Source organism: Gordonia sp. NPDC062954, assembly GCF_044543825.1.
Taxonomy (GTDB): domain Bacteria; phylum Actinomycetota; class Actinomycetes; order Mycobacteriales; family Mycobacteriaceae; genus Gordonia; species Gordonia tangerina.
This window is the reverse complement of sequence record NZ_JBITWL010000005.1, coordinates 19,461-40,717: the sequence shown is the minus strand read 5'-3', so window position 1 is coordinate 40,717 and position 21,257 is coordinate 19,461. Positions and strand designations below refer to the sequence as shown.

Here is a 21,257-nt window from a genome sequence, read left to right as displayed (position 1 = left end):
GAATCCGTAGGTGCCGATTCCTGCCACGCTTCAGCGGTTGCGATGTGCGTGAATGTTTTTTGGACATAGTAAATACACCCTCCTTTCGGTGGTTAGCTGGTGATTTGAATGGCAATTGGTGTGCTGCATTTATGCAGCGGCCATGCCCTTACTATGAGCTGCACGAATGCAGCGGTCAATATGTCCTGCGCATTCCACAACACCGGCTGGAACTCGGTTGAATCTGAACTACCAGCGTCGAAAATGTCGATAAATGAGTGCACAAGATCCTCCGACAATGGCGACGGTCGCGATGGTGATGCAGAGCGGAACCCAGATCGCTTGCAGGATGTAGATCGCCCCGTAGAGCGCCAAGGCGCTGACGAACATTGCAATGCAAGCGTTGAGCAGCCGGCCTCCGAGCCCGCCGGGGCCGTCACTCACGACGACTCCCGGCGGATCTCACGCAGAATGCCCTGCTCGAAGCCGTACAGCTGGCACTCGAGGTCGAACAGCTCCTGATCGGCCGGGAACCGACGAACTACCGCGTTAATGATCACCTGGCCGAGCGTGTCGGCCTTCAGGAAGGCGTACTCGAAGCTGTCAGTGCTGAACCCGTCTCGCTCCAGTTCGGACAGGTGCCACAATGCCAGCTCGTACTCGTCGGGTAGTGAGAAGCTGAGGCCACGTTCAACGTGTGCTATGTCGTGCACGAAGCGCCAGGCGAAGTTGGCATCGGGCGAGGTCAGGATGACCGAGGCCGAGTTTCCGACGACACCGGCATCGACCCGCCCGACTGCGCCGAGCGGGAGTATGCGGCGCACAACTCCGGATAAGTCGACGGAGCGTCCGGCCGTGGCGTCCAGGCGAAGCCGCATTCCCGCACCTTCGTGGTCGCGGTGGCGAAGACCCAGCGTGTCAGCCTCCGCCTGGCTTGATCAATCTCTTCGGTACAGATGTAGTCGGACTGAACTCCGAGTGTCGTAACCGCGAGATCGGGCGCCGTGTCGGTCATTTCTGACCTCCTCGCCCGACGCACCGTGCGCACTGGCAGAAGACGCCGTGCGGTGCGGCCGCTTTGGTCATCTGCTGAATCGCCGACGAGGTGAGACGGTTGATTTTTGCCTCGGCCTGCCGACGTTCCCGATTGACGCGGGCAATCTCGATCTGGCGGTCGGACTCGTCGAAGATGTCGATAAGGAAGCCGACGAGGTAGAGGATCGCCAAGATCGTGGCGATGGCCGCCAGGATGATCACGAACGTGGTTATCACCGGTTCACCGCCCTGCTCGTGTCGGCGACGATCTGGCCGATGCCTACGACGGTCATGGTCTTGATGAAGTCGAGATCACCGGACGCTGCCGGTGCCGCGAGCGCGAGCTGTTGCTGCATCTGTGACACCAGCGCGACCTGCTGCATCGCGTACGCACCAGCGCGGGCGACGGCATCGATCCGCGCCTGCTGAATCTCACCGGCTGCCGACACACGTGCGGTGCTGATCTCGGTCGAGTAGTTGATGGTCGCGAGGTCACGGGCGGTCTGACGGGACAGCCGGCCTCGAGGGATTGATCGGCTCGGGAGTAGGGGCTGCGTGTAGGGCTCGATCGATGACACTGGACGGCTCCTTCGTGAATCGGGGGTATCCGGGACTACCGGACGCCGCTTACGATTCAGCCGAATGGAGGACATACTCAAGGTCGCGAAGTGGGCATATACTGGGCTCTCACTGTCGTAACTCTGACCTGCGAGAGGAGCTTGGTGACGTCGACGAAGCTCCCTGTGCAGAAGCACCCGCCGCCTCTAGACGACCTTGTCGAACCCCTGAAGGAGATTCTCAAAGCGGGTCTGCCAGTTAGTTACGACTTCGACGACATGAGCGTCTTGGCGCTTCGTGGTGTCGTTGCACGATCTGTCATCCCGCAAGATCGGTTGAGCCGCATCAAGGCACTAAACGAGCTAATCGCTCGGCTGCTGGTGCACTATCCGGACGACTCCCTAGGCGAAGCTGCGCGGATAGTGTTCGGGCTTGCACAAGGCGTTCGCGGCCTGACTCTTACGCAGCGCAGAGAGCGCGCTGCGGCAGCAATGCATCGCGAATCTGACCATTTTCGTAAGCGTATCGAGCCGAGGATTGTGCGTGAATTAGCTCGTCAATTGCATAGCGACTCACAAAATTATGTGCCGCGAACGACGCCAACGGCAGAACCATTGGAAATTACCGGAGATACGCCGTACATCGCAGTTGGTGACGTCGCGAGCCATGACAAGGCCATGCGCGAGGAGGCACTCTCACGATTGTGGTCGGAGGTCTACGTGTTTCGCGCAGAAGTTCTGCGTGTGGAGCGGTTGAAGCACTGGCCATACGATTTGACCGAGCCCAGCCTAAGTCAGGACAAGTTAGAGGAAGCGATGCGGGACCGGTCTCATGCTCTTATCCGATTGAAGGGCACTGTTCGGCGTTTTTTAGATGACTACGGCCAAAGTATCAATTCGGGTGCAGCTGAGTTCAATCTAGAGGGCATCCTTAACCTTGTCAAATGGTCCGAGTAGATCTGTCAATGTGTCGTACATGGTAATGAACAAGATGGAGCGTCTAGATTGATGCAACAATCAACCGAACGAGCACGTCGACTATTCTGCTGGCACACTTACGATGTAACGTCTCTGATGCCTGCTGACTGGTGCACAATTCTCCTTAGAATTGCCGAGACATCCGCGATGGAGCGGTCGCTGAAGCCGACATCTGTCACGTCGAGAGAAGACAGAACAGTCGAAAGTGTAGATGTAAGTACCGTAGGCGGCCTCAAGCTCGCAAATGAAGCACCATGGCTCGACCAACTGTATCGGACGTCATTTCGCGAACTCGCAGAAATGCAGTTTAAGACGCCTGTGAAGTGTGCAGAGGATACTCGGATATCGATCAATATCAACGTTCAATACCCCGGCCGGCGCTACGAGGCGCATGTCGACTCGAATCCAATTGAGGGCCTGCTGTATGTAACAGACCACCCGAAGGGCAGTGGCGGAGAATTGGTCGTAGCAAACAACGAAAACGCGATCGGAGTATCAGAAATAGACTCAGATGCATCAGTGGTATATCCAGTGGCAGGACATCTAGTATTCTTCGATGCGCGTGAGCGCCCTCATTATGTGCGCGAGCTTGCAATCGGCTCGAAGGGTCCCAGGGTTGTCGTTGCGATGAATTTTTACACAGCTGATTCTCCTGAATCAGCGCGACCTTCCGACTTGAATAGGCACCTATTTGGCGAAGACTAGAGTATGTGAGTTGCGGTTTTATGATTTATAATAAGTTTGTAAAGTAGCATATAGAGGAGAAGTGATGGCGCGAATCATCGTCTTTGGTGCCGCAAAGCCAGGCATCGGCCAGGCAGTGACTACCAGGCTAATTGCCGAGCAGAACTCAGTAGTAGGTGTGTACAACCCAGCCGACGCTGATGAGACCTCAGAGTTTCGCGAGAAGAATAAGATCGTTGAGTGGATCTCGATAAATACATTTGATCCGCAGGAAACCGTCGATAAGGTGACTGCTATCACCGATATTGACGCTGCCATTCATGCTGACATGTATTTCACTATGGAGCGTGCGACCAGTTTCGACATCGATAGTTGGCAGAAGAGCTTGGCGGCGAACTTGACTACCCCAAAGATCATCGGTCACGCCGCGCAGACATTTTGGCCAAGCTGTAGTTCGGTGGTATTCGTAACCAGTAGTGAAGCGAACACCGGCTCCTTCGGCGCGCATGCGTATGCTGCGACGAAGGCCGCTGTGCACAATCTGACAAAGTCGCTCGCCAATGTGGCGGCTGGCCGCACACGCTACAATTCTGTCGCTGCAGGCTGGATTGGTGGAGTTATGGATACCGACGAGGTCTTCAATAGGTCCCGCGAAGTAACACCGATGGGGCGACTGGGGTCTCCCGAAGAGATCGCTGCGACGGTGAGCTGGCTATTGGGGTCGGAGTCGTCGTTCGTAAATGGTACGACAGTATTTGCCGATGGTGGCTACACGGGTGTTGATACCATCTCGAAGTTTGAGTACTTCGACTCCTTTTCAGATCAGTAGCTGAATAATGGCCGATTTGGTTCCAGCGAAGGGCGTCAGTTCTTTCAAAGGCAATAACGTTCTCAAAGATGTGGAGTTCTGGGCTGAGTTAATCCCTGCTGCAGGTCTGGGGGCGCTTCTATTCTGGGTCTTTGACCTAGAAGATCTCGGGCAGATTACCTGGATTGTGGGAGCGCTCCTTATCTATCATAGATACGTGCTTAGATCTCATTTTAGGGCAGCTATTAGCCCGATCGAAGCGTCTTTAGAGAGGAACCAGGAAAGCGTGGCTCGAATTGGCGAGCTGATTGACATATCTGATTCATGTAACGATGCGATGCTTAGGGCCGTAGTTGATAAGTATGTACACATAACCGAAAGCGAACTGGCATGGCAGAAAAATGAATCCTTAATAAAATTGGAAAGGGAGCTGGATTCCCTGCTGCGGGATAAACGGTCCCGCACAATGCTAACTTCGGAGTACTATCGCTGGCTATTGCCGCGTATAGCCTCTACGAGTGCAGGGAGTAACATCTGGGCAGTATCGCGAATGATGGACTGTGAGTGGGATAACTCGCCAGAGGAAAGTGATTTTCTGAAACTCAACCTGGAGGCGGCGAAGCGAGGTGTCCAAGTGGAGAGGATCTTTCTGTGTGAGCGTGACATCTGGGAGCGGGCTCGTTCAACACTCGAACCCGTAAGGAGGCAGTTGTCGTGTGGCGGTAACCTGCAGATATACTTCGGTGATGTAAACGCGATTCAAAAGCGGGATGCCGAGATTCTGAAGCTAGTTGGTGACGGATTGATTGCGTTCGATAACGACGTGATTCTAATTGATGATCACTCGGAGGATGGGACGGCGCGCGGGCACGTAGTAATGGCTCCTCAGTTGATAGCTGCTAGTAAACAGACGTTCGAGAGCTTAAAGGTGATGTGCGCCCCACAGAGGCCACTCTCTGAATCGGACTGATTTCCGAGCATGTCAACCCAGTCTGGAGTGTCCTGTTTAAGCATCTCGACAAGACTCGTTCGCACCTTAAAAATATCTCTTGGAGTTTCACATGGATCTCACAAGACTGGTGCCAAGCCGCGTGATTCTTCGCACATTTGTTCGAACTGGTGGTAAAATGGCATCAGAGTATGCCTGGAGAAAACAAAGGTAGACCAGCTGTGGCACTCAAGAAGTCGGACCTCTACTCATCCCTGTGGGCAAGTTGCGACCAGCTTCGAGGCGGCATGGATGCCTCGCAGTACAAGGACTACATCCTCACGCTGCTGTTCGTGAAGTACGTCTCCGACAAGGCGAAGGCTGATTCAGCCAGCCTGATCGACGTACCCGACGGTGGGTCGTTCGACGACATGTTGGGCGCGAAGAACGACAAGGAGATCGGCGACAAGTTCAACAAGATCATCGCCAAGCTTGCCGACGCCAACGAACTGCGCAACGTCATCGACCTGGCCGACTTCAACGACGAGGAGAAGCTCGGCAAGGGCAAGGAGATGGTGGACCGTCTCTCCAAGCTGGTCACGATCTTCAATGACCTCGATTTCCGCGGCTCCCGCGCCGAGGGCGATGACCTGCTCGGCGACGCTTACGAGTACCTCATGCGTCACTTCGCCACGGAGTCCGGCAAGAGCAAGGGCCAGTTTTACACCCCGGCCGAGGTCTCGCGCATCCTCGCCAAGGTCGTCGGCATCGGCACGCAGACCCGCCAGGATCAGACTGTCTACGACCCGGCCTGTGGTTCTGGCTCGCTGCTGCTCAAGGCGGCAGCCGAGGCACCACGCGGCATGTCGGTCTACGGCCAGGAGAAGGACAACGCCACCTGGGCACTCTCCAGGATGAACATGATTCTGCACGGCAACGAGATCGCCGAGATCTACAAGGGCGACACCATCACGAGCCCGCAGACGGCGGCGGGGAGTCACCTCAAGACCTTCGACTTCGTAGTCATGAACCCGCCGTTCTCGGTCAAGTCCTGGAACAACGGCCTCGAGAACGACTACAGCCGCTTCGAGTACGGCCGACCGCCTGAGAAGAATGGCGACTACGCCTTCCTGTTGCACGCGCTGACATCACTCAAGAGCGCCGGCAAGGGCGCGATCATCCTGCCGCACGGCGTGCTGTTTCGAGGCAACACGGAAGCCGGCATCCGTAAGCGCCTCCTGCAGCATGGGTTCGTCAAAGGCATCATCGGTCTGCCCGCCAACCTGTTCTATGGCACGGGCATTCCCGCCTGCATCGTCGTCCTCGACAAGGAGAACGCGGTCGGACGTAGCGGTGTGTTCATGATCGACGCGTCCAAGGGCTTCATCAAGGACGGCAACAAGAACCGCCTCCGGAGTCAGGACATCCACAAGATCGTCGACACCTTCAACAACCAGCGGGAGATCGATCGGTACTCGCGCATGGTGCCGATGAGCGAGATCGCCGACCCGAAGAATGACTTTAACCTCAACATTCCTCGCTACATCGACTCATCCGAGCCTGAGGATCTTCAGGATCTGCACGCACACTTCCACGGTGGCATCCCGGATCGCGACCTCGACCTGCTCGACGACTATTGGCAGGCGTTTCCGCAGCTACGCGCGCAGCTCTTCAAGGCGAACCGTCCCGGCTATAGCGACCTGACCTTGGATGTCGGCAAAGTGCAACAGTCAATCCTCGACTCGCCTGAGTTTCAGAAGCTCGCCGATGAAGCACGATCGATCTCAACGGATTGGTTCGACGCACACAGAGACGCCCTAGCTGCGATCGACGCTGACACCAAGCCCAACGATCTCATCGCCACGATCGGGGACGACCTGCTGGAGCGCTTCAAACCAGTCCCGCTGCTCGACGAGTACGACGCATACGAGCAGCTTATGACCTACTGGCACGACACGATGCACGACGACGTCTACCTCATCATGGCCGACGGCTGGCTCAACGCCGCCAAGCCTCGACTGACGATCAATGACAAAGAGCGCAAACTCACCGAGGAACCTGACCTCACCATCGGCTCTGGCAAGAACGCTCAGAAGTACAAGATGGACCTCATCCCGCCTGCACTCATCGTCGCGCGATATTTCACGGACGAGAGGGCCAAGGTCGACGCGCTCACGGTTGCGGCCGAGGAGGCGACGCGCGCCGTCGAGGAGTACGTCGAAGAACACGCCGTCGAGGACGGCCTGCTTGCCGATGCGATGGACGATGACAAGATCACCAAAGCGCTTGTCGCTGCGCGGCTCAAGACCATCAAACGGAGCGGCGACCCCGATGAGATTCAGGCTCTTCAGCACGCCACCAAGCTGTACAACACCGAGACCGCCATCAAGAAAGCCGCGAAGGACGCCCAGGCTGCACTTGATCTCGCGACCCTCAAGAAGTATGGCGATCTGACTGAGGATGAGATCAAGACGCTGGTGCTCGATGGCAAATGGCACGCAACTGCCGTGCATGGCATCGCGGGCGAAGTCGAGGCACTCACGCTCGACCTCGTAGCACGCATCCAGCAGCTCGGTGAACGATATGCCGAGACGGTGAACGACCTCGACACCGAGCTGGAGAAGCTCGAAGCCAAGGTCGCCAACCATCTCGCCGCAATGGGGGTCAGATGAGCGCGTCCGAAAACTTCCCCCTAGCTTCTATTACGACCTGGTCTTCGGGCGGCACGCCGAATCGCTCAAATCCCGCGTATTGGAACGGCGCGATCCCGTGGATCAGTGCAGCAACCCTAAAGGGTTCGCGCATCGTTGGATCAGATCAATATCTTACCGAGGCTGGGCTTCGCGCTGGGAGCAAGTTGGCTCCTGTAGGTGCGACACTCGTACTAGTTCGCGGGATGGCGCTTCACAGAGAGACGCGCATCGGACTGGCGCAGCGTCGTGTCAGTTTTAACCAGGATGTGAAGGCCCTAGTGCCTAAGTCTGGTGTTCTTCCCGAGTTTCTGCTTTTCGCGCTTCAGGCCCGGAGTGCAGAGATTCGCAACCTGGTGTCTTCTGCGGGAAGCGGCACTGGTGTGCTCAACACGCAACTCCTTCAGCGTCTCCCCGTATGGGTTCCCGATGAGGGGACGCAGCGCGCCGTAATTCAAGCAATGTCGAATGCCGACGATCTGATCGCCACCCTCGAACGCCTCATCGCCAAGAAGCAGGCGATCAAGCAGGGGATGATGCAGCAGCTCCTAACCGGCCGCACCCGGCTGCCCGGATGCACACGGCGGTGGAGAACCGCGACAGTTGGACAAGTTGCAAGCGTAAAGACCGGGCCTTTCGGGAGTTCGCTACATGAAAGAGATTACGTCGCTCACGGGACACCGATAATTACGGTAGAGCATCTTGGTAGTCGCGACATCCAAGGCAGGGGTGCGCCGATGGTGTCAGATAGCGATCGAAACCGCCTGAAGGCATATGCCCTGGCCGAAGGTGACATTGTCTTTAGTCGTGTTGGGTCAATTGATCGCAATGCTTTAGTTTCGTCGAACGAAGTTGGATGGCTTTTTTCTGGCCGTCTTCTTCGAGTACGGTTTGATCGAACCATCGCGGATCCAGTATTTATGAGTGCGCAATTTCACTCCAATCGTTTTATCAGGGCGGTGAAGACAGTTGCAGTCGGCCAGACGATGCCATCGCTAAACACTGCAATTCTTAAGGGTATTCAGGTCAGCCTTCCGCCGATCGAGGAGCAACGTCGAATCGGTAAGGCATACTCTGATCTGGATGCCGAACTGGGCAGTCTTGAAAGCAGGCTTCAAAAAGCTCGTGCAATCAAGACCGGCATGATGCAGCAACTTCTGACCGGCCGCACCCGCCTGCCGGTGGAGGCTACGTCATGAGCGATGTCGGACAGGTTGAACGCAAAGCCCAGGATCGCGTCGTCCAGCTGTTCCGCGAGCAGCTTGGCTACGAATATCTTGGCAACTGGGAAGGTCGGGCGGGAAACTCGAATATCGAGCGGCAGTTACTAGTTCAGAATCTCAACGCACGGGGGTACGACGGCAATCTGATCAATCGGGCTCTCGACAAGCTCGACAAGGCTGCAGCCGTGGGTGCTGGCCACGATCTGTACGAAGCCAACAAGGATGTCTATAGCCTGCTCCGCTACGGCGTGAAGGTGCAGCCGGGTGCCGGTGAGAACTTCGAGACTGTCTGGCTCGTCGACTGGGCCACGCCCGAGGCCAATCACTTCGCGGTGGCCGAGGAGGTCACGATCGCCGGGGAGCACACCAAGCGCCCTGACATCGTGTTCTATGTGAACGGTCTCGCGCTAGGTACGCTTGAGCTCAAGCGGTCGAAAGTCGCAGTCTCCGAAGGCATTCGGCAGACGATTGGCAACCAGGACAAGCAGTTCATCCGCTCGTTCTTCTCGACGGTTCAGTTTGTGCTTGCCGGCAACGATGTCGAAGGACTGCGCTACGGCGTGATCGACACCCCTGAGAAGTACTGGCTGGAATGGAAAGAGCCGTCAGATATCGAGGACCCGCTCGACCGCGCGCTGCTGCAACTGTGCAGCAAGGAGCGCTTCCTTGAGCTGATCCATGACTTCATCGTCTTCGACGCGGGCGTCAAGAAAGGCCCGCGTCACAACCAGTACTTCGGCGTGAAAGCCGCTCAAGGGCGGATCGCCAAGCGTGAGGGCGGCATCATCTGGCACACGCAGGGCTCAGGCAAGAGTTTGACGATGGTGTGGCTGGCCAAGTGGATTCGGGAACATCAGGACGATGCGAGGGTTCTGCTGATCACCGACCGCACCGAGTTGGACGACCAGATCGAGGGCGTGTTCAACGGTGTCAACGAGCAGATTTACCGCACAAAAAGTGGCTCAGACCTGATTAGCACCCTCAACGCATCCGAAGAGTGGCTGATCTGCTCGCTAGTGCATAAGTTCCGTGGCGCAGACACCGACGCTGACGACAATGATGCGACCGCGGACTTCATCAAAGAGCTCAACGCCACGATCCCGAAGGACTTCAAGGCCAAGGGTAACATTTTCGTTTTTGTCGACGAGGCGCACCGCACACAGTCGGGCAAGATGCACACCGCCATGAAAGAACTGCTCCCCGGAGCCATGTTCATCGGCTTCACAGGCACACCACTCTTGAAGGCGGACAAGGCCACCAGCATCGAGACCTTCGGCTCGTTCATCCACACCTACAAGTTCGACGAAGCCGTCGAGGATGGCGTGGTGCTCGACCTGCGCTACGAGGCTCGCAACATCGATCAGGACCTCACCTCGCCCGAGAAGGTCGACAAGTGGTTCGAAGCCAAGACCAAGGGCATGACCGGTCTGTCGAAGGCCGAGCTGAAGAAGCGTTGGGGCACGATGCAGAAGGTCGTGTCGAGCGAGCCGCGAGCCCGGCAGATCGTCGACGACATCCTGATGGACATGGAGACGAAGCCCCGACTGATGGACAAGCGCGGCAATGCCATGCTGGTCGGCTCGTCGATCTACCAAGCCTGCAAGTTCTATGAGCTGTTCAACGCCACAGACCTCAAGGGCAAGTGCGCGATCGTCACCAGCTACACCCCGAACGCCAGCGACATCTCCAAAGAAGACTCCGGCGAAGGCAAGACGGAGAAACTGCGCCAGTACGATATCTACCGGCGCATGCTGGCCGACTACTTCGGAGAGTCCGAAGACGCCGCGATGAGCAAGGTCGAGCAGTTCGAGAAAGAAGTCAAAGAGCAGTTCGTCAAAAGCCCCGGGCAGATGCGACTGCTGATCGTGGTCGACAAGCTCCTGACTGGCTTCGACGCACCGAGTGCTACCTACCTCTACATAGACAAGAAGATGCGCGATCATGGGCTGTTCCAAGCGATCTGCCGCGTCAACCGACTCGACGGCGAAGACAAGGACTACGGCTACATCGTCGACTACCAAGACCTGTTCAACTCACTCGAAGACGCGATCACCGACTACACCTCGGGCGCTCTCGACGGCTACGAGAAGAAGGACATCGACGGCCTCTTGAGTGATCGCATCGAGAAGTCGCGCGAGGACCTCGACGACGCACTCGAACGTATCCGCGCACTCGTCGAGCCCGTCGCACCGCCGAAGGGCACGCTGCAGTATCAGCAGTACTTCTGTGCCAAGGATCAGGGCAATGCCGAGCAACTCAAGGCAAATGAGCCGAAGCGCGTCGAACTGTACAAAGCGGTGTCGGCGGTATCGCGTGCCTACAGCAACCTTGCCAACGAGATGACCGACGCCGGCTACAGCGAAGCCGAGGCTGCGGCCATCAAGAAAGAGATTGCGCACTACATCGATGTACGTGCCGAGGTGAAGCTCGGCGCGGGCGAAGACATCGACTTCAAGCAGTACGAAGCCGGGATGCGCTACCTGCTCGACACCTACATCCGTGCCGACGCCAGCGAAGTCGTGTCCGAGTTCGAGAACACCGGCCTGGTCGATCTGATCGTCAAGCTTGGTGCGGGCGCGATCGGTAAGCTGCCAGCCGGGATCAAGAAGGACCCCGAAGCGGTCGCAGAGACGATCACCAACAACATGCGCAAAGTGATCATCGACGAGCATGCCATGAACCCGAAGTACTACGACAAGATGAGCGAGCTGCTCGACGCCATCATCGAAGAGCGCCGCCAACAGGCCATCGACTACCAGGCGTACCTGGCCAAGCTGCTGGAAGCTGCCAAGAAGCTCGGCACTGGCGAAGGAACCGGTCACAGCTACCCCGACTACCCGCAGACGTTCGAGCGCGCCTTCTTTCGACTCGGCGGTGACAGACCAGTCTTCGCCGCCGTACCGACCTGTCCACACACCGTTGGCGTCTTCGGTGAGGATGGCGCGTTGGGTCACATGCAACCGCGGCCGCTCATCCATCTGGATGCTCCTTACCCGTAGAACGTCTCGACGAGCAGCGCTACGGGCGCAGGGCAAGCTTGCGCCGTACCCCAGCCCCAACCTCTCGGTCTCCCCGTGCACCAAGACCTCCGGCGGATGGCAATTCACCCTGAACTACGTCCGCTAGACACTCCACACCCAGGCTGCACCCCGCCCCACCGCACCGGTGGGGCGGGGTGCAGCCGTTTAGGGGACAAGGATTCGGGCTGGGTGGTGGCCACAGACTCATGTGCGCCGCAAAAACCTGACGTCGTCACGTCGTCACGTCGTCACGTCGTCACGTCGTCACGTCGTCACGTCGTCACGTCGTCAGGTGGGACAAGGGGCTGAAGTGGCGGGGGTGCGTGCGGCCCCGGACTTCCCGATCCGGGCACACCCCCGCCCACGCGAACAGACTACACCACCATCGAACACCCATTCGACTAGCGCGGCTAGACTGTCAACATGTTCGATCACTGGCCCGACACCCGGACACTCCGCGTGTTCGACCCACCGCGGCCCGTGCTGATCGACATGGCGATCGCGGACCCGTCGTGCGGGCGCTCATTTGCGGCCGGTGGGGGAGTGTCGTTGCGAGTACGCGCATCCGGCGCGCGCATCGAGCCGACCATGCCCGCGTCCCTCTTGGCTTGGTTGCAGCTCTCAAATGGGTTGTGGCGCGGTATATGTCAGATGCCGGTCGAGAGCGCCAACCACGTCTCGTCCGCGACCATCACGATGTGGGTACCGCCCGAGGCCCTGCGACCGCGAGAGGATGCCACCGAGCAATGACCGAGAATACCGACGGGGTCGGCCCCACTAATCGGGTCGCGCCCAAACGGGGTCGCGTCACGATGGGTGAGCTGACGTTGATCGTGCGGCCACCCGGCCGGCCGGCCGACGTTCGGGTCTATACCGACGATGAAGCGGCCGAAGCCCAGGCGTACGCCTCCGAGGTTGGCGGCCAGGTCGAGCAACTCGTAGAAGACACAAGCTGACTGCGCTGCGCTGCGCTGCCGCCTTCCCCGGTCGGGTCGGTTGCCCCAGAATCCGGTGTGGTTGCGTGCCGTCCGGGGACAGTCGAGGTCAGGACCTATCGTCGGGTTCGGGCCAGATCACTTCGTCTGGGGTTTTGTCGGTGCGGAAGCCCTTCCATGAGGAATGTCGGAGGCGGCGGGTGATCTCGCGGTACTCGATGGTGCCGACTAGGACCGGCTTCACCCATCGCACGTTGCTGATCCTCGTAGGGGAGTGTTCTGCGGTGAACGGATGGCCAGGGTGGGCCACCGCGGCGAGCAGGTCGGCGATCTCGCGGCGCTGTTGCTTGGTGAATCCGGTCCCCACCTCTCCGAGGTAGACCAACTCACCTGACGGCCGATACCCGCCCACCAGCAGCGACCGCACCGCAGTCGGGCCGCCGGTCCACCCGCACACGATCACTTCCGCGCTCAGCCGCAGCGGGACCTTCACCCACGACGGCGACCGTTGGCCGCGCAGGTACTTCGACGCCCGCCTTTTGGCGACCACGCCCTCCAAGCGGAATTGCTTCGCGAGCTCCAGCATCGGTTCAGCCGAGCTGTCAGGCCAATACGGGGTGACCTGCACCGCCCCGGTGCTCGTCATCGCGGAGTCGAGCAGTTCCCGGCGTTCGAGGTAGGGCAGCGGTGCAACGTCGTCTGTGCCGTCGAGCTCCAGGACGTCGAACAGATAGAACGCGACCGGGACGTCGGTGAGGAGCCGGCGGCCCGGCCGTGGGGTGTGCATCCGACGTTGCAGAAGCGAGAACGACGGTCGCCCCGTAGCGTCGAGGGCCACGATCTCACCGTCGACCACGACGTCGCGGCCACCGCTCGCCGTGCGCAGAGCAGCTGTGATCTCGGGATACGTCGAGGTGATCGGGCTCAGGTTGCGGCTCAACAGCAACACCTCACCGCCGGCAACCCGGGCTGTGCACCGTTGACCGTCATATTTCATCTCCCACGACCAGCCCGAACCTGACGGAGCCCGACCTGGGGTCGCGAGCATCGGCGCCATCGAAGCCATACGCTCCACTGTCCTCGCTCACCCACCGGTCGGTGTCTATCCTCAGGCCGTGATCGAACGCGTCCGCATCACCGCAGAGACGGTAGTGCTGGTTGACGACTGAGGCCGCCGACCCGAGTGGGTCGACGGCCTCAGTGTGTAGATGGACGGTGCCGGTCAGTGCGCCTCTCGGCGAGTGGCCGCACGCAGCGGCGAAAAGGGGTGAGGCCCGGGGCAATGAGCCCGCCACCGTCACACCACTCAACGGCGGACCAACTCGCGGTATTCCTCTCGAGTGACGCTGACGGTCAGCGCTACTCGCAGGCGACGCCGTCGCCGTCGCGGTCGAGCTTGCTGCTGTAACCGGGTTGGCCGGCGTAGATCGGGGCCGCGCCCGCGGCGCGGACTGCCGAGCAGTTGGCGTAGTAGACCGACGACGGCGCCCCAGCCGCCGGCGGCGGGGTGTAAGTCGTCGTCGGAGGGGTGTAACTCGGCTCAGGGATCGGCGTCGCCGTCGAGGTACGGGTGTTGGGAACCTGGCGGGTCGTCGGTGCCGGGACCGCGGCGCCGCAACTGGTCAGGACGCGGGTGATGGCGTCCCGTTCGGCCTGGGTCACCCACAGCTTGTAGGCGGCTTTGACCTCGACCTGACGGGCGACGTAGGTGCAGCGGTAGGAACGGTTCGGCGGCAGCCAGGTCGCGGCGTCACCGTCGCCCTTCTGCTGGTTGGTGGGACCGTCGGTGGCTTGCAGGTTGCGCGGATCGTTGGCGAAGTCGGCCCGTTGAGCGGGGGAGAGCTGTTGTGCGCCCTTCTGCCACGCATCCGACAAAGCGACGACGTGGTCGATCTGCACCGCCGAGGAGGTTTGCTGACCACGGGTGAAGGTGATGGTCCGACCGGTGTAGGGGTCGGCGAGTGTCCCGGACTGGACGGCGCAGCCGTTCGAGCCGGGCTTGAGCACGATGTTGGTGAGGTCGCGGCGCAGGATGTCGTTGCGGGTGTCGCACCCGTTGTGGCCGCTGTCGACGTTCACGTCGTCGGTCCAGGCTTGCCCGAAGAGCGCACGGTCATATCCGGTCTTGGGTGCGCGTCCCTTCACCGCGAGGGTGTCCAGTGTCGCCAGCGCCTTGTTCGCGGCCGGTGCCGCCGACACAGTGACCACCGGTGTCGCCGTGGGCAACGACACCTCCGACGTCGGGGCGTCCGAGGTCGAGGTCGCCGGCAAGGTCGAGGTGTCAGCGACCCGCTCGGTGATCGTCTCGGTCGTCCCGCACGCCCCCAACGTCAGGGCCAGGACAGCGGCGCAGCTACCGACCAGGACCCGAGGGCGAATCCTGCGAGGTGAAGGGGTGGCCGGCGACTCTGTCGAGGAGACGGCAGGGGAGAGCTGTGGCATAGCCATTGAGCGGGAGAGCCTTTCACGAAAACGGCGACCGGCGCGCAATGGCCGATGCAATGTCACCTAGCTATAGCAACCCACTCGGACAACGTTACGAAACCGGACAATCCCGTCCCACGTTTGCTTCAGTGCCCCCGGCCGTACTCGAACTGACACTGGACGGATTTTGAATCCGTTGCCTTGGCGCTGTCTGATCAAGTGCGGGTGCGGATGGTCCATCGCCAGTCGGGGAACTCGGTTTCGATGCGGCGGATCCGCTCGGCCGGCAACCGGCCTTTACGGTAGTCGGCCCGACGGTTGGCGACCCACTGGCCGATCTTGAAGCCGTCGATAACCTCGAGGCGGGCCGGCGAGCTGGTGCCGTGCGCCGCGCGATAGGTGTGCAGATGTGCGACACCGGTCTCGAAAGCGGCCGCTGATGCCGCGTCCTGCGGGTTCCATTGCCAATCCGGAAACTCGTTCGTGAACAGTGCAATTCGCTCGGCCGACAACCGTCCTTTGCGGTAGTCGGTGCGGCGATTGGCGACCCACTGGCCAATCGCGAAACCCTCGATCACGTCGTGCTGACGGGCATTACTGGTGCCGTGTGCGGCGACGTAGCACCGCAGATGTTCGATCCCGGTCGCGAAGGCGGCATCAAGCACAGTCCACCGCCAACCCGGGAACTCGTCCTCGAGGCGCACGATCCGCTTCGCGGACAACCGGCCTAGCCGGTAGTCGGTGCGGCGACTGTCGACCCAGGCGCCAATCTTGAATCCGTCGATTGTCGCGTGGCGGGCCGGCGAGCTCGAACCATGCACGGCGACGTAGCGGTGCAGGTGCGCGATCCCGGTGCCGAACCGCCGATCGTCCGCACGTCGGCGGTCAGCGGCCGGGACCGTGTTGTGCTCGCTGGGCATGGCGTCACCGCCTGTTCGTGGCGGCGGGTCGTACCGTCCACCGCCAGTCCGAGAACTCGGTCTCGATGCGGCGGATCCGCTCCGCCGACAATCGGCCTTTGCGGTAGTCGGCGCGACGGGTGGCAACCCAGATACCGATCGGGAACCCATCGATCACATCCCGCTGAGGGATCTGGCTGGTCCCGTGGGCGGAAACGTAGCGGCGGAGGTGAGACAGACCGGTCTCGAACGCGGCCGCGAAGGCCTCGTCCTGAGGCAGCCACCGCCAGTCCGGGAACTCGGACTCCAGACGCGCGATCCGCTCGGCCGACAGTCGGCCTTTGCGGTAGTCGGCGCGACGGGACGCGACCCAGGTACCGATCTCGAAACCGTCGATCACATCTCCTTCTCCGGCGTTGCTCGTGCCGTGGACGGCGGCATACCTGCGCAGATGGGTCACGCCGACGTCGAACATCGCGTCACGCACATTCCACACCCAGCCGGGAAACTCGGTTTCGAGGCGGCGGATCCGCTCGGCCGACAACCGACCCCGCCGGCACTCGGCACGGCGGTTGACGACCCACCAACCGATCGCGAAGCCGTCGATCGTCGCATCGCGGGCCGGCGAGCTTGTGCCGTGGACGGCGGTGTAGCGGTGCAGGTGCGCGATCCCGGACTCGAAGAGATTATCGTAGGCACCACCACGGCTGGCCGAGCCAGGCTCATGCTCGCTCGGCATTGCGGCACAGTGGCCATGACGGTTTCGCCTGACACCGTTTGTCGGTCTCGCTCGACACCACTTGGGCACCGAATGGGGTAGGAGTGTCGGCTTCGTTCGACACCACTTCGCGACCCGTGTTACTGCTGGGCGAGTCGCCGGTTGGTGTGGGCGAGTCGGTAGGAGTCGGTGCCGGTTTCGATGATGGTGCCGCCGAAGGTGAGGCGGTCGACGATGGCGGCGCAGAGCCGCGGGTCGGTGAACGTCTTGGTCCACCCGGAGAAGGACTCGTTGGACGCGATCGCGACAGATGCCTTCTCCTCGCGTTCGGTGAGGACCTGGAACAGCAGTTCGGCACCTCGTCGGTCGAGCTGCATGTAGCCGAGCTCGTCGACGCATAGCAGGTCGACGCGTCCGTAGCGGGCGATTGTTTTCGACAGGGTCTTCTCGTCGGCGGCCTCGACGAGCTCGTTGGCGAGCTTCGTGGCGAGGGTGTACTTGACCCGATAGCCGGCCATGGCGGCCTCGGTGCCGAGTGCGATGAGCAGGTGGGACTTGCCGGTGCCGGAGTCGCCGATGAGGCACAGGGGTTGGCCCTTCTTGACCCAGTCGCACTTGGCGAGGGTGTGGATGGTGGCGGGGTCGATGTTGGGGTTGGCGTCGAACTCAAAGGCCCGCAGGGACTTCTCTCGGGGGAACTTCGCGGCCTTGATCCGTCGCTCGGAGCGGCGGCGAGCCCGGTCGTCGCACTCGGCAAGGAGGAGCTCTGCGAGGAACCCGCGGTAGGACATCTGCTCGGCTGCCGCCCGGTCTGCGCCGTCGGCAAAGCCTTGGCGGATGGTCGGCAGCCGCAGCATGCGGCACGCCTGGTCGATGGAAGCATCGGCGGCTTCTTCAGTCATGCCTCGGCGGCGGGTCATGGGGCTCCTTCATTCCTGGGCGCGAGATCGGCGTCGTAGCAGCTGGTCGTACTGGTCGACGGTCGGCAGCGGGCGGATATCGACGGGCAAGGGCTTGCGTAGTCGCCGTTCGGTGAGCGACGCGATCACGGTGGGGTCGCTTCGAGGGGAGACCGCGGAGTCGGGCGCGCCGCTGTTGTCGTGGGTTTTGTCTTCGGCCTTGCGCGCTTCGAGTGCGACGACGTCGGCGGTGTGCCCACCGGCTCGCAGGGCGGCGGCTAGCCCGGCGACGACATGCTCGTGCGCGAGGTGTCGGTGCAGGAGCAGGACCTCGATCAGGGCGCGGGTGCCCTCGGCATCGCCATGGGTCTTGCAGGCCGCGGCCCACCACTCGTCATGTATTGGGGTGAACCGGCCGGTCTTCCGGGCTTGCTCGAGGGCAGTGGCTCCGGGGAGCGCTCCGGGTTTGCGGAGGAGGACCTCGAGGTAGTGGTCCAGGTCGAGCTGGACACCGCCCTTGGTCATCAGCCGCTCGTGGCGCGCCACCACCTTGTGGCCGTCGTAGACGACCAGCTCGCTGGCATGCAGCAGGACCCTGATTTGGCGACCGACGTAGCGGGCGGGCACGGAGTACTTGTTCATCCGGACGCTCACCTGAGCGAACCTGTCGACCCGCGGGGTGAACCATCGGCCGGTCTCGAACGGCTCGGTCGGGAGCGCAGCGAGGAGTGGTTGCTCGGCTGCGAAGTGCTCGCCGATGGTGTGCGCGCGTGAGGCGATCCTGCGTTGCTCGTCGCTGCGGTCCCAGGCGTCGACCATGGCGTTGAGCTGCTCGATGGAGTCGGCCTCTGGGATGGGGACGAGGTGGTTGCGGCGAAACCAGCCGATGTCGCCCTCGACGCCGCCCTTCTCGTGCGCGCCGGTGATCCCTGGCTGGCAGTAGAACGCCTCGATCCCGTAGAGGGAGCGGAACGCGGTCCACCGATCCGCCTCGACCCGCTGACGGGAGAACCCGATCACGGACGCGACGGCGGCCTTCAGGTTGTCGTAACGGATCTTCCCGGTCGGTACCCCGCCCAGGACACGGAAGGCGTGGACGTGGCCTTCGAAGAACGCCTCTTGCCCGGCTGAGGCGCTGATCCTGTGGACGGCCTTCCCAGAGTAGGACAGTCGCAGGCTGAACAGCGTGCAGGTCACCAGCTCTCCGCGCAGCCGTACGACGACCTCGCCGAAGTCAACCTCGCCCTCGCGGCCGGGCAGGTGGGTCTGCGGGATGAACGTGGTGACGGGCTCCCGCCCGGTTTCGATGCGGATCTCGCGGCGACGGGTCGCGACGTAGTCGCGCACCATCCCGTACGACACCACTCCAATGGCGTCGTGCTCGTCGAGCAGCCGGTCGAAGATGCGCTTCGCGGTGTGTCGCTGCTTCCTCGGCGCGTCCAGGTCATCGCGGAGCCAGACGTCGATCACTGGCCGGTAGGGGTCGAGCCGCGACCCTCTCTTCGGTGGCGGCTTGGGCTCCTTGGGCCATGCCGAGGCCAAGGCTGCCGCTACTGTGCGGTACCCGACCCCGTGCTTGCGTTGCAGTGCCCGTTTCGACAGGCCCTCCTTGGCATCGCGTCGAATTGCTGCGTAGAGGTCGACACGGGACGTTCGTGCTTCACGCGCCATGACGTCGGTGTCCGCAGGGGGTTGCGGTTAGTTGAGCGCCTTGGTCCGCGGCGCGAGACGGACTGCCATGATCACCGAGACCAGCAGGATCCCGGCCGACCAGGCGAGGGCGGCTATCAGGGAGGTTTGGTCGACGCCGATCAGGTTGGACTGGGTGAGGCCGCGCAGTGCGTCGATCATGGGGGTGAGCGGTTGGAAGTCGGCCACGGCTGCCAGCCAGCTGGGCATCGACGCGGTGGGGACGATGGCGCTGGAGATGAAGGTGAGCGGAATCGCGATGAACGCCAGCCCTTGGGCAGCCTCCGGGCTGGAGGCCGCTGACCCGAGTGCGAGGAACAGCGCGGCGAACGCGACCGAGTAGAGCACCAGCATCGCCAACGCCAAGACGAGTTCGCGTACGCCTGCGTGGGGTCTGAAGCCGGTGATGAAGGCCGCGAGGAGCGTTGTGAGTGCTGCGGCGACCACGATCGTCGACTGCGCGGCGAGCCGTCCCAGTGTGATCCCGACGCGGGCCACCGGCAGTGACAGCACGCGGTCGGTGAACCCGGCGGAGCGTTCCTTGGCGACGGTGACCGCTGCCTGGGACGAGCCGAACAGCAGCGTCGTGGTGATGATGCCGGGCGTCATGTAGTCGACGTATGCCAGCGGAGCGGAGTCGATCGCCCCGGCAAAGACGTAGCGGAACACGAGCAGGAAGAGAACGCCCTGCAGCAGGGTGGGGAACACGACCTGCGGGTCGCGGAGGAACACCTTTAGAGTCTTCGACGCGATCGTGGCGCTGGTCGCCGCAGGGCCGGCTGAGATGGGCCGGGTGGCCGATGTCGTGGGGATGGTGGCGGTCATGGGCGTGCCTCGCTTCCGGTCATGGAGAGAAAGACGTCGTCGAGTGTCGGCGGGGACACGGAGAACTCGGTGATGTCCGTCGGGATCCCTTGCTCGGTCACTGCACGATGTGCGGTGTCGAGGTCGAACTGGCCGGTCACCGTCAGTTCGTTGTCCCGCAGTTCGCTCACCTCGCCGCTGAGTCGCGCGGCCAGCGCGGCGGAGTCGTCGTCGGACAGCGGTTCGTGGGTAACGAGGCGCAGCCTGGTGGTGGCCATCGTGCGGCGCAGTTGGTGGGGCGTTCCGGCCTGGACGACGCGGCCGGCGTCGATGATGACGACTTCGTCGGCGAGGGCCTGCGCTTCCTCCAGGTACTGGGTGGTCAGCAGCACCGACGTGCCTTCTGCGGGCAAGGTCCGGATGGACTCCCAGAGGCTGTTGCGGCTGTGGGGGTCCAGCCCGGTGGTCGGCTCGTCGAGCAGCAGCAGTGACGGCCTGTTCACGAACGTCGCTGCCAGGTCGAGGCGGCGTCGCTGTCCGCCCGAGTAGGTGGAGACGCGCCGGTCGACGAACTCGCCCAGCGCGAACTCGTCGATCACCGCCGCCGCGGCCGCGCCGGCCTCCTTCAGCGAGAGCCCGTAGAGGCGGGCGACCATACGGAGGTTCTCGACGCCGGTCAGCTCGGCCACCACGGCGGCGTGCTGCCCGGCCAGTCCGACGATTCCCCGGACCGTCTGGGCTTCGTCCTGCACCTCGTGCCCGAACACGCGCAGCGACCCGCCCCGGTAGGGCTGGAGGGTCGCGAGGGCACGCACCAGGGTGGTCTTCCCCGCGCCGTTTCGTCCCAGGACCGCCGTAATCCTCCCCGCGGGCGCGCTCAGGTTCAACTCCTCGAACACGGTGCGCTTGGGGTACTCGATACGCAGCCCTCGTGCCTGGATCGCCACGTCTGCGCTCGGCGTCGGTTCCGTCCGTCCGGTCGTCATG

At 61.7% G+C, this 21,257-nt stretch carries 20 protein-coding genes; 8 read left to right on the top strand and 12 right to left on the bottom strand.

Annotated features, from left to right (window positions below):
• Positions 1-228 precede the first annotated feature (228 nt).
• The 4 genes from ACIGKQ_RS06970 to ACIGKQ_RS06955 all read right to left on the bottom strand — a co-directional run bounded on the left by ACIGKQ_RS06970 (position 229) and on the right by ACIGKQ_RS06955 (position 1,592).
• The gene (locus tag ACIGKQ_RS06970) at positions 229-423 is read right to left on the bottom strand and encodes a hypothetical protein (protein ID WP_396572911.1); all 195 of its coding nucleotides are present in this window, start codon (positions 421-423) and stop codon (positions 229-231) included.
• Complete coding sequence (locus ACIGKQ_RS06965) at positions 420-857, bottom strand: hypothetical protein (protein WP_396572909.1); 438 nt, start codon at positions 855-857, stop codon at positions 420-422. Before ACIGKQ_RS06965 ends, ACIGKQ_RS06970 begins: the two co-directional genes overlap by 4 nt.
• A 133-nt stretch (positions 858-990) precedes the next feature.
• Positions 991-1,251, bottom strand: coding sequence for a hypothetical protein (locus ACIGKQ_RS06960; protein ID WP_396572907.1), 261 nt, complete (start codon positions 1,249-1,251; stop codon positions 991-993).
• On the bottom strand, positions 1,248-1,592 hold the full coding sequence (locus ACIGKQ_RS06955; protein WP_396572905.1) for a hypothetical protein: 345 nt from the start codon (positions 1,590-1,592) through the stop codon (positions 1,248-1,250). The genes ACIGKQ_RS06960 and ACIGKQ_RS06955 overlap by 4 nt, the downstream gene beginning before the upstream one ends.
• A 144-nt stretch (positions 1,593-1,736) precedes the next feature.
• Here ACIGKQ_RS06955 and ACIGKQ_RS06950 point away from each other — a divergent pair, with 144 nt between their 5' ends.
• The 8 genes from ACIGKQ_RS06950 to ACIGKQ_RS06915 all read left to right on the top strand — a co-directional run bounded on the left by ACIGKQ_RS06950 (position 1,737) and on the right by ACIGKQ_RS06915 (position 12,858).
• A complete protein-coding gene (locus tag ACIGKQ_RS06950; protein ID WP_396572904.1) occupies positions 1,737-2,528 on the top strand; it encodes a hypothetical protein in 792 nt (263 codons plus the stop codon).
• A gap of 117 nt (positions 2,529-2,645) precedes the next feature.
• Positions 2,646-3,254, top strand: coding sequence for a 2OG-Fe(II) oxygenase (locus ACIGKQ_RS06945; protein WP_396572902.1), 609 nt, complete (start codon positions 2,646-2,648; stop codon positions 3,252-3,254).
• Positions 3,255-3,318: 64 nt separating this feature from the next.
• Positions 3,319-4,062: an SDR family NAD(P)-dependent oxidoreductase gene (locus tag ACIGKQ_RS06940; RefSeq protein ID WP_396572901.1), complete on the top strand. Its 744-nt coding sequence runs from the start codon at positions 3,319-3,321 to the stop codon at positions 4,060-4,062.
• A 7-nt stretch (positions 4,063-4,069) separates the two neighbouring features.
• Positions 4,070-5,011 (top strand): hypothetical protein, encoded by a 942-nt coding sequence (locus ACIGKQ_RS06935; protein ID WP_396572900.1) that lies wholly within the window; start codon positions 4,070-4,072, stop codon positions 5,009-5,011.
• A 200-nt stretch (positions 5,012-5,211) separates the two neighbouring features.
• Complete coding sequence (locus ACIGKQ_RS06930; protein WP_396572898.1) at positions 5,212-7,641, top strand: type I restriction-modification system subunit M; 2,430 nt, start codon at positions 5,212-5,214, stop codon at positions 7,639-7,641.
• A complete protein-coding gene (locus tag ACIGKQ_RS06925) occupies positions 7,638-8,858 on the top strand; it encodes a restriction endonuclease subunit S (protein WP_396572897.1) in 1,221 nt (406 codons plus the stop codon). Before ACIGKQ_RS06930 ends, ACIGKQ_RS06925 begins: the two co-directional genes overlap by 4 nt.
• Positions 8,855-11,881, top strand: coding sequence for a type I restriction endonuclease subunit R (locus tag ACIGKQ_RS06920; protein WP_396572895.1), 3,027 nt, complete (start codon positions 8,855-8,857; stop codon positions 11,879-11,881). The genes ACIGKQ_RS06925 and ACIGKQ_RS06920 overlap by 4 nt, the downstream gene beginning before the upstream one ends.
• Positions 11,882-12,648: 767 nt before the next feature.
• Positions 12,649-12,858, top strand: a complete 210-nt coding sequence (locus tag ACIGKQ_RS06915) for a hypothetical protein (RefSeq protein ID WP_075862404.1) — start codon at positions 12,649-12,651, stop codon at positions 12,856-12,858.
• A gap of 88 nt (positions 12,859-12,946) precedes the next feature.
• On the opposite strand, the gene ligD is transcribed toward ACIGKQ_RS06915, so the two are convergent.
• The 8 genes from ligD to ACIGKQ_RS06875 form a co-directional block, all read right to left on the bottom strand.
• Positions 12,947-13,885, bottom strand: coding sequence for a non-homologous end-joining DNA ligase (gene ligD, locus ACIGKQ_RS06910; RefSeq protein WP_262338815.1), 939 nt, complete (start codon positions 13,883-13,885; stop codon positions 12,947-12,949).
• 311 nt (positions 13,886-14,196) lie between these two features.
• Positions 14,197-15,285, bottom strand: a complete 1,089-nt coding sequence (locus ACIGKQ_RS06905; RefSeq protein ID WP_396572893.1) for a DUF1524 domain-containing protein — start codon at positions 15,283-15,285, stop codon at positions 14,197-14,199.
• Between the two features lie 191 nt (positions 15,286-15,476).
• Complete coding sequence (locus ACIGKQ_RS06900) at positions 15,477-16,181, bottom strand: helicase associated domain-containing protein (protein ID WP_075862401.1); 705 nt, start codon at positions 16,179-16,181, stop codon at positions 15,477-15,479.
• A 4-nt stretch (positions 16,182-16,185) separates the two neighbouring features.
• Positions 16,186-16,899, bottom strand: a complete 714-nt coding sequence (locus ACIGKQ_RS06895; RefSeq protein ID WP_075862400.1) for a helicase associated domain-containing protein — start codon at positions 16,897-16,899, stop codon at positions 16,186-16,188.
• 119 nt (positions 16,900-17,018) lie between these two features.
• Positions 17,019-17,798 carry an IS21-like element helper ATPase IstB gene (gene istB, locus ACIGKQ_RS06890; RefSeq protein WP_075862399.1) on the bottom strand — a complete coding sequence of 260 codons (780 nt, stop codon included), beginning with the start codon at positions 17,796-17,798 and terminating at the stop codon, positions 17,019-17,021.
• A gap of 9 nt (positions 17,799-17,807) precedes the next feature.
• Entirely contained in the window at positions 17,808-19,448 is a 1,641-nt protein-coding gene (gene istA / locus ACIGKQ_RS06885) for an IS21 family transposase (RefSeq protein WP_075862398.1), read from the bottom strand.
• 27 nt (positions 19,449-19,475) lie between these two features.
• Positions 19,476-20,291 carry an ABC transporter permease gene (locus tag ACIGKQ_RS06880; RefSeq protein WP_084813118.1) on the bottom strand — a complete coding sequence of 272 codons (816 nt, stop codon included), beginning with the start codon at positions 20,289-20,291 and terminating at the stop codon, positions 19,476-19,478.
• Positions 20,288-21,256: an ATP-binding cassette domain-containing protein gene (locus ACIGKQ_RS06875; protein ID WP_075862397.1), complete on the bottom strand. Its 969-nt coding sequence runs from the start codon at positions 21,254-21,256 to the stop codon at positions 20,288-20,290. The genes ACIGKQ_RS06880 and ACIGKQ_RS06875 overlap by 4 nt, the downstream gene beginning before the upstream one ends.
• Position 21,257: the final 1 nt, after the last annotated feature.

Excerpts from the sequence above, each read along its gene's own strand:
- ACIGKQ_RS06965 (WP_396572909.1), bottom strand. The coding sequence starts at position 857 with ATGCGGCTTCGCCTGGACGCCACGGCCGGACGCTCCGTCGACTTATCC.
- ACIGKQ_RS06945 (WP_396572902.1), top strand. The coding sequence starts at position 2,646 with ATGCCTGCTGACTGGTGCACAATTCTCCTTAGAATTGCCGAGACATCC.
- ACIGKQ_RS06940 (WP_396572901.1), top strand. The coding sequence starts at position 3,319 with ATGGCGCGAATCATCGTCTTTGGTGCCGCAAAGCCAGGCATCGGCCAG.
- ACIGKQ_RS06935 (WP_396572900.1), top strand. The coding sequence starts at position 4,070 with ATGGCCGATTTGGTTCCAGCGAAGGGCGTCAGTTCTTTCAAAGGCAAT.
- ACIGKQ_RS06925 (WP_396572897.1), top strand. The coding sequence starts at position 7,638 with ATGAGCGCGTCCGAAAACTTCCCCCTAGCTTCTATTACGACCTGGTCT.
- ACIGKQ_RS06920 (WP_396572895.1), top strand. The coding sequence starts at position 8,855 with ATGAGCGATGTCGGACAGGTTGAACGCAAAGCCCAGGATCGCGTCGTC.
- ACIGKQ_RS06915 (WP_075862404.1), top strand. The coding sequence starts at position 12,649 with ATGACCGAGAATACCGACGGGGTCGGCCCCACTAATCGGGTCGCGCCC.
- ligD (WP_262338815.1), bottom strand. The coding sequence starts at position 13,885 with ATGCTCGCGACCCCAGGTCGGGCTCCGTCAGGTTCGGGCTGGTCGTGG.
- ACIGKQ_RS06905 (WP_396572893.1), bottom strand. The coding sequence starts at position 15,285 with ATGGCTATGCCACAGCTCTCCCCTGCCGTCTCCTCGACAGAGTCGCCG.
- ACIGKQ_RS06900 (WP_075862401.1), bottom strand. The coding sequence starts at position 16,181 with ATGCCCAGCGAGCACAACACGGTCCCGGCCGCTGACCGCCGACGTGCG.
- ACIGKQ_RS06895 (WP_075862400.1), bottom strand. The coding sequence starts at position 16,899 with ATGCCGAGCGAGCATGAGCCTGGCTCGGCCAGCCGTGGTGGTGCCTAC.
- istB (WP_075862399.1), bottom strand. The coding sequence starts at position 17,798 with ATGACCCGCCGCCGAGGCATGACTGAAGAAGCCGCCGATGCTTCCATC.
- istA (WP_075862398.1), bottom strand. The coding sequence starts at position 19,448 with ATGGCGCGTGAAGCACGAACGTCCCGTGTCGACCTCTACGCAGCAATT.
- ACIGKQ_RS06880 (WP_084813118.1), bottom strand. The coding sequence starts at position 20,291 with ATGACCGCCACCATCCCCACGACATCGGCCACCCGGCCCATCTCAGCC.
- ACIGKQ_RS06875 (WP_075862397.1), bottom strand. The coding sequence starts at position 21,256 with ATGACGACCGGACGGACGGAACCGACGCCGAGCGCAGACGTGGCGATC.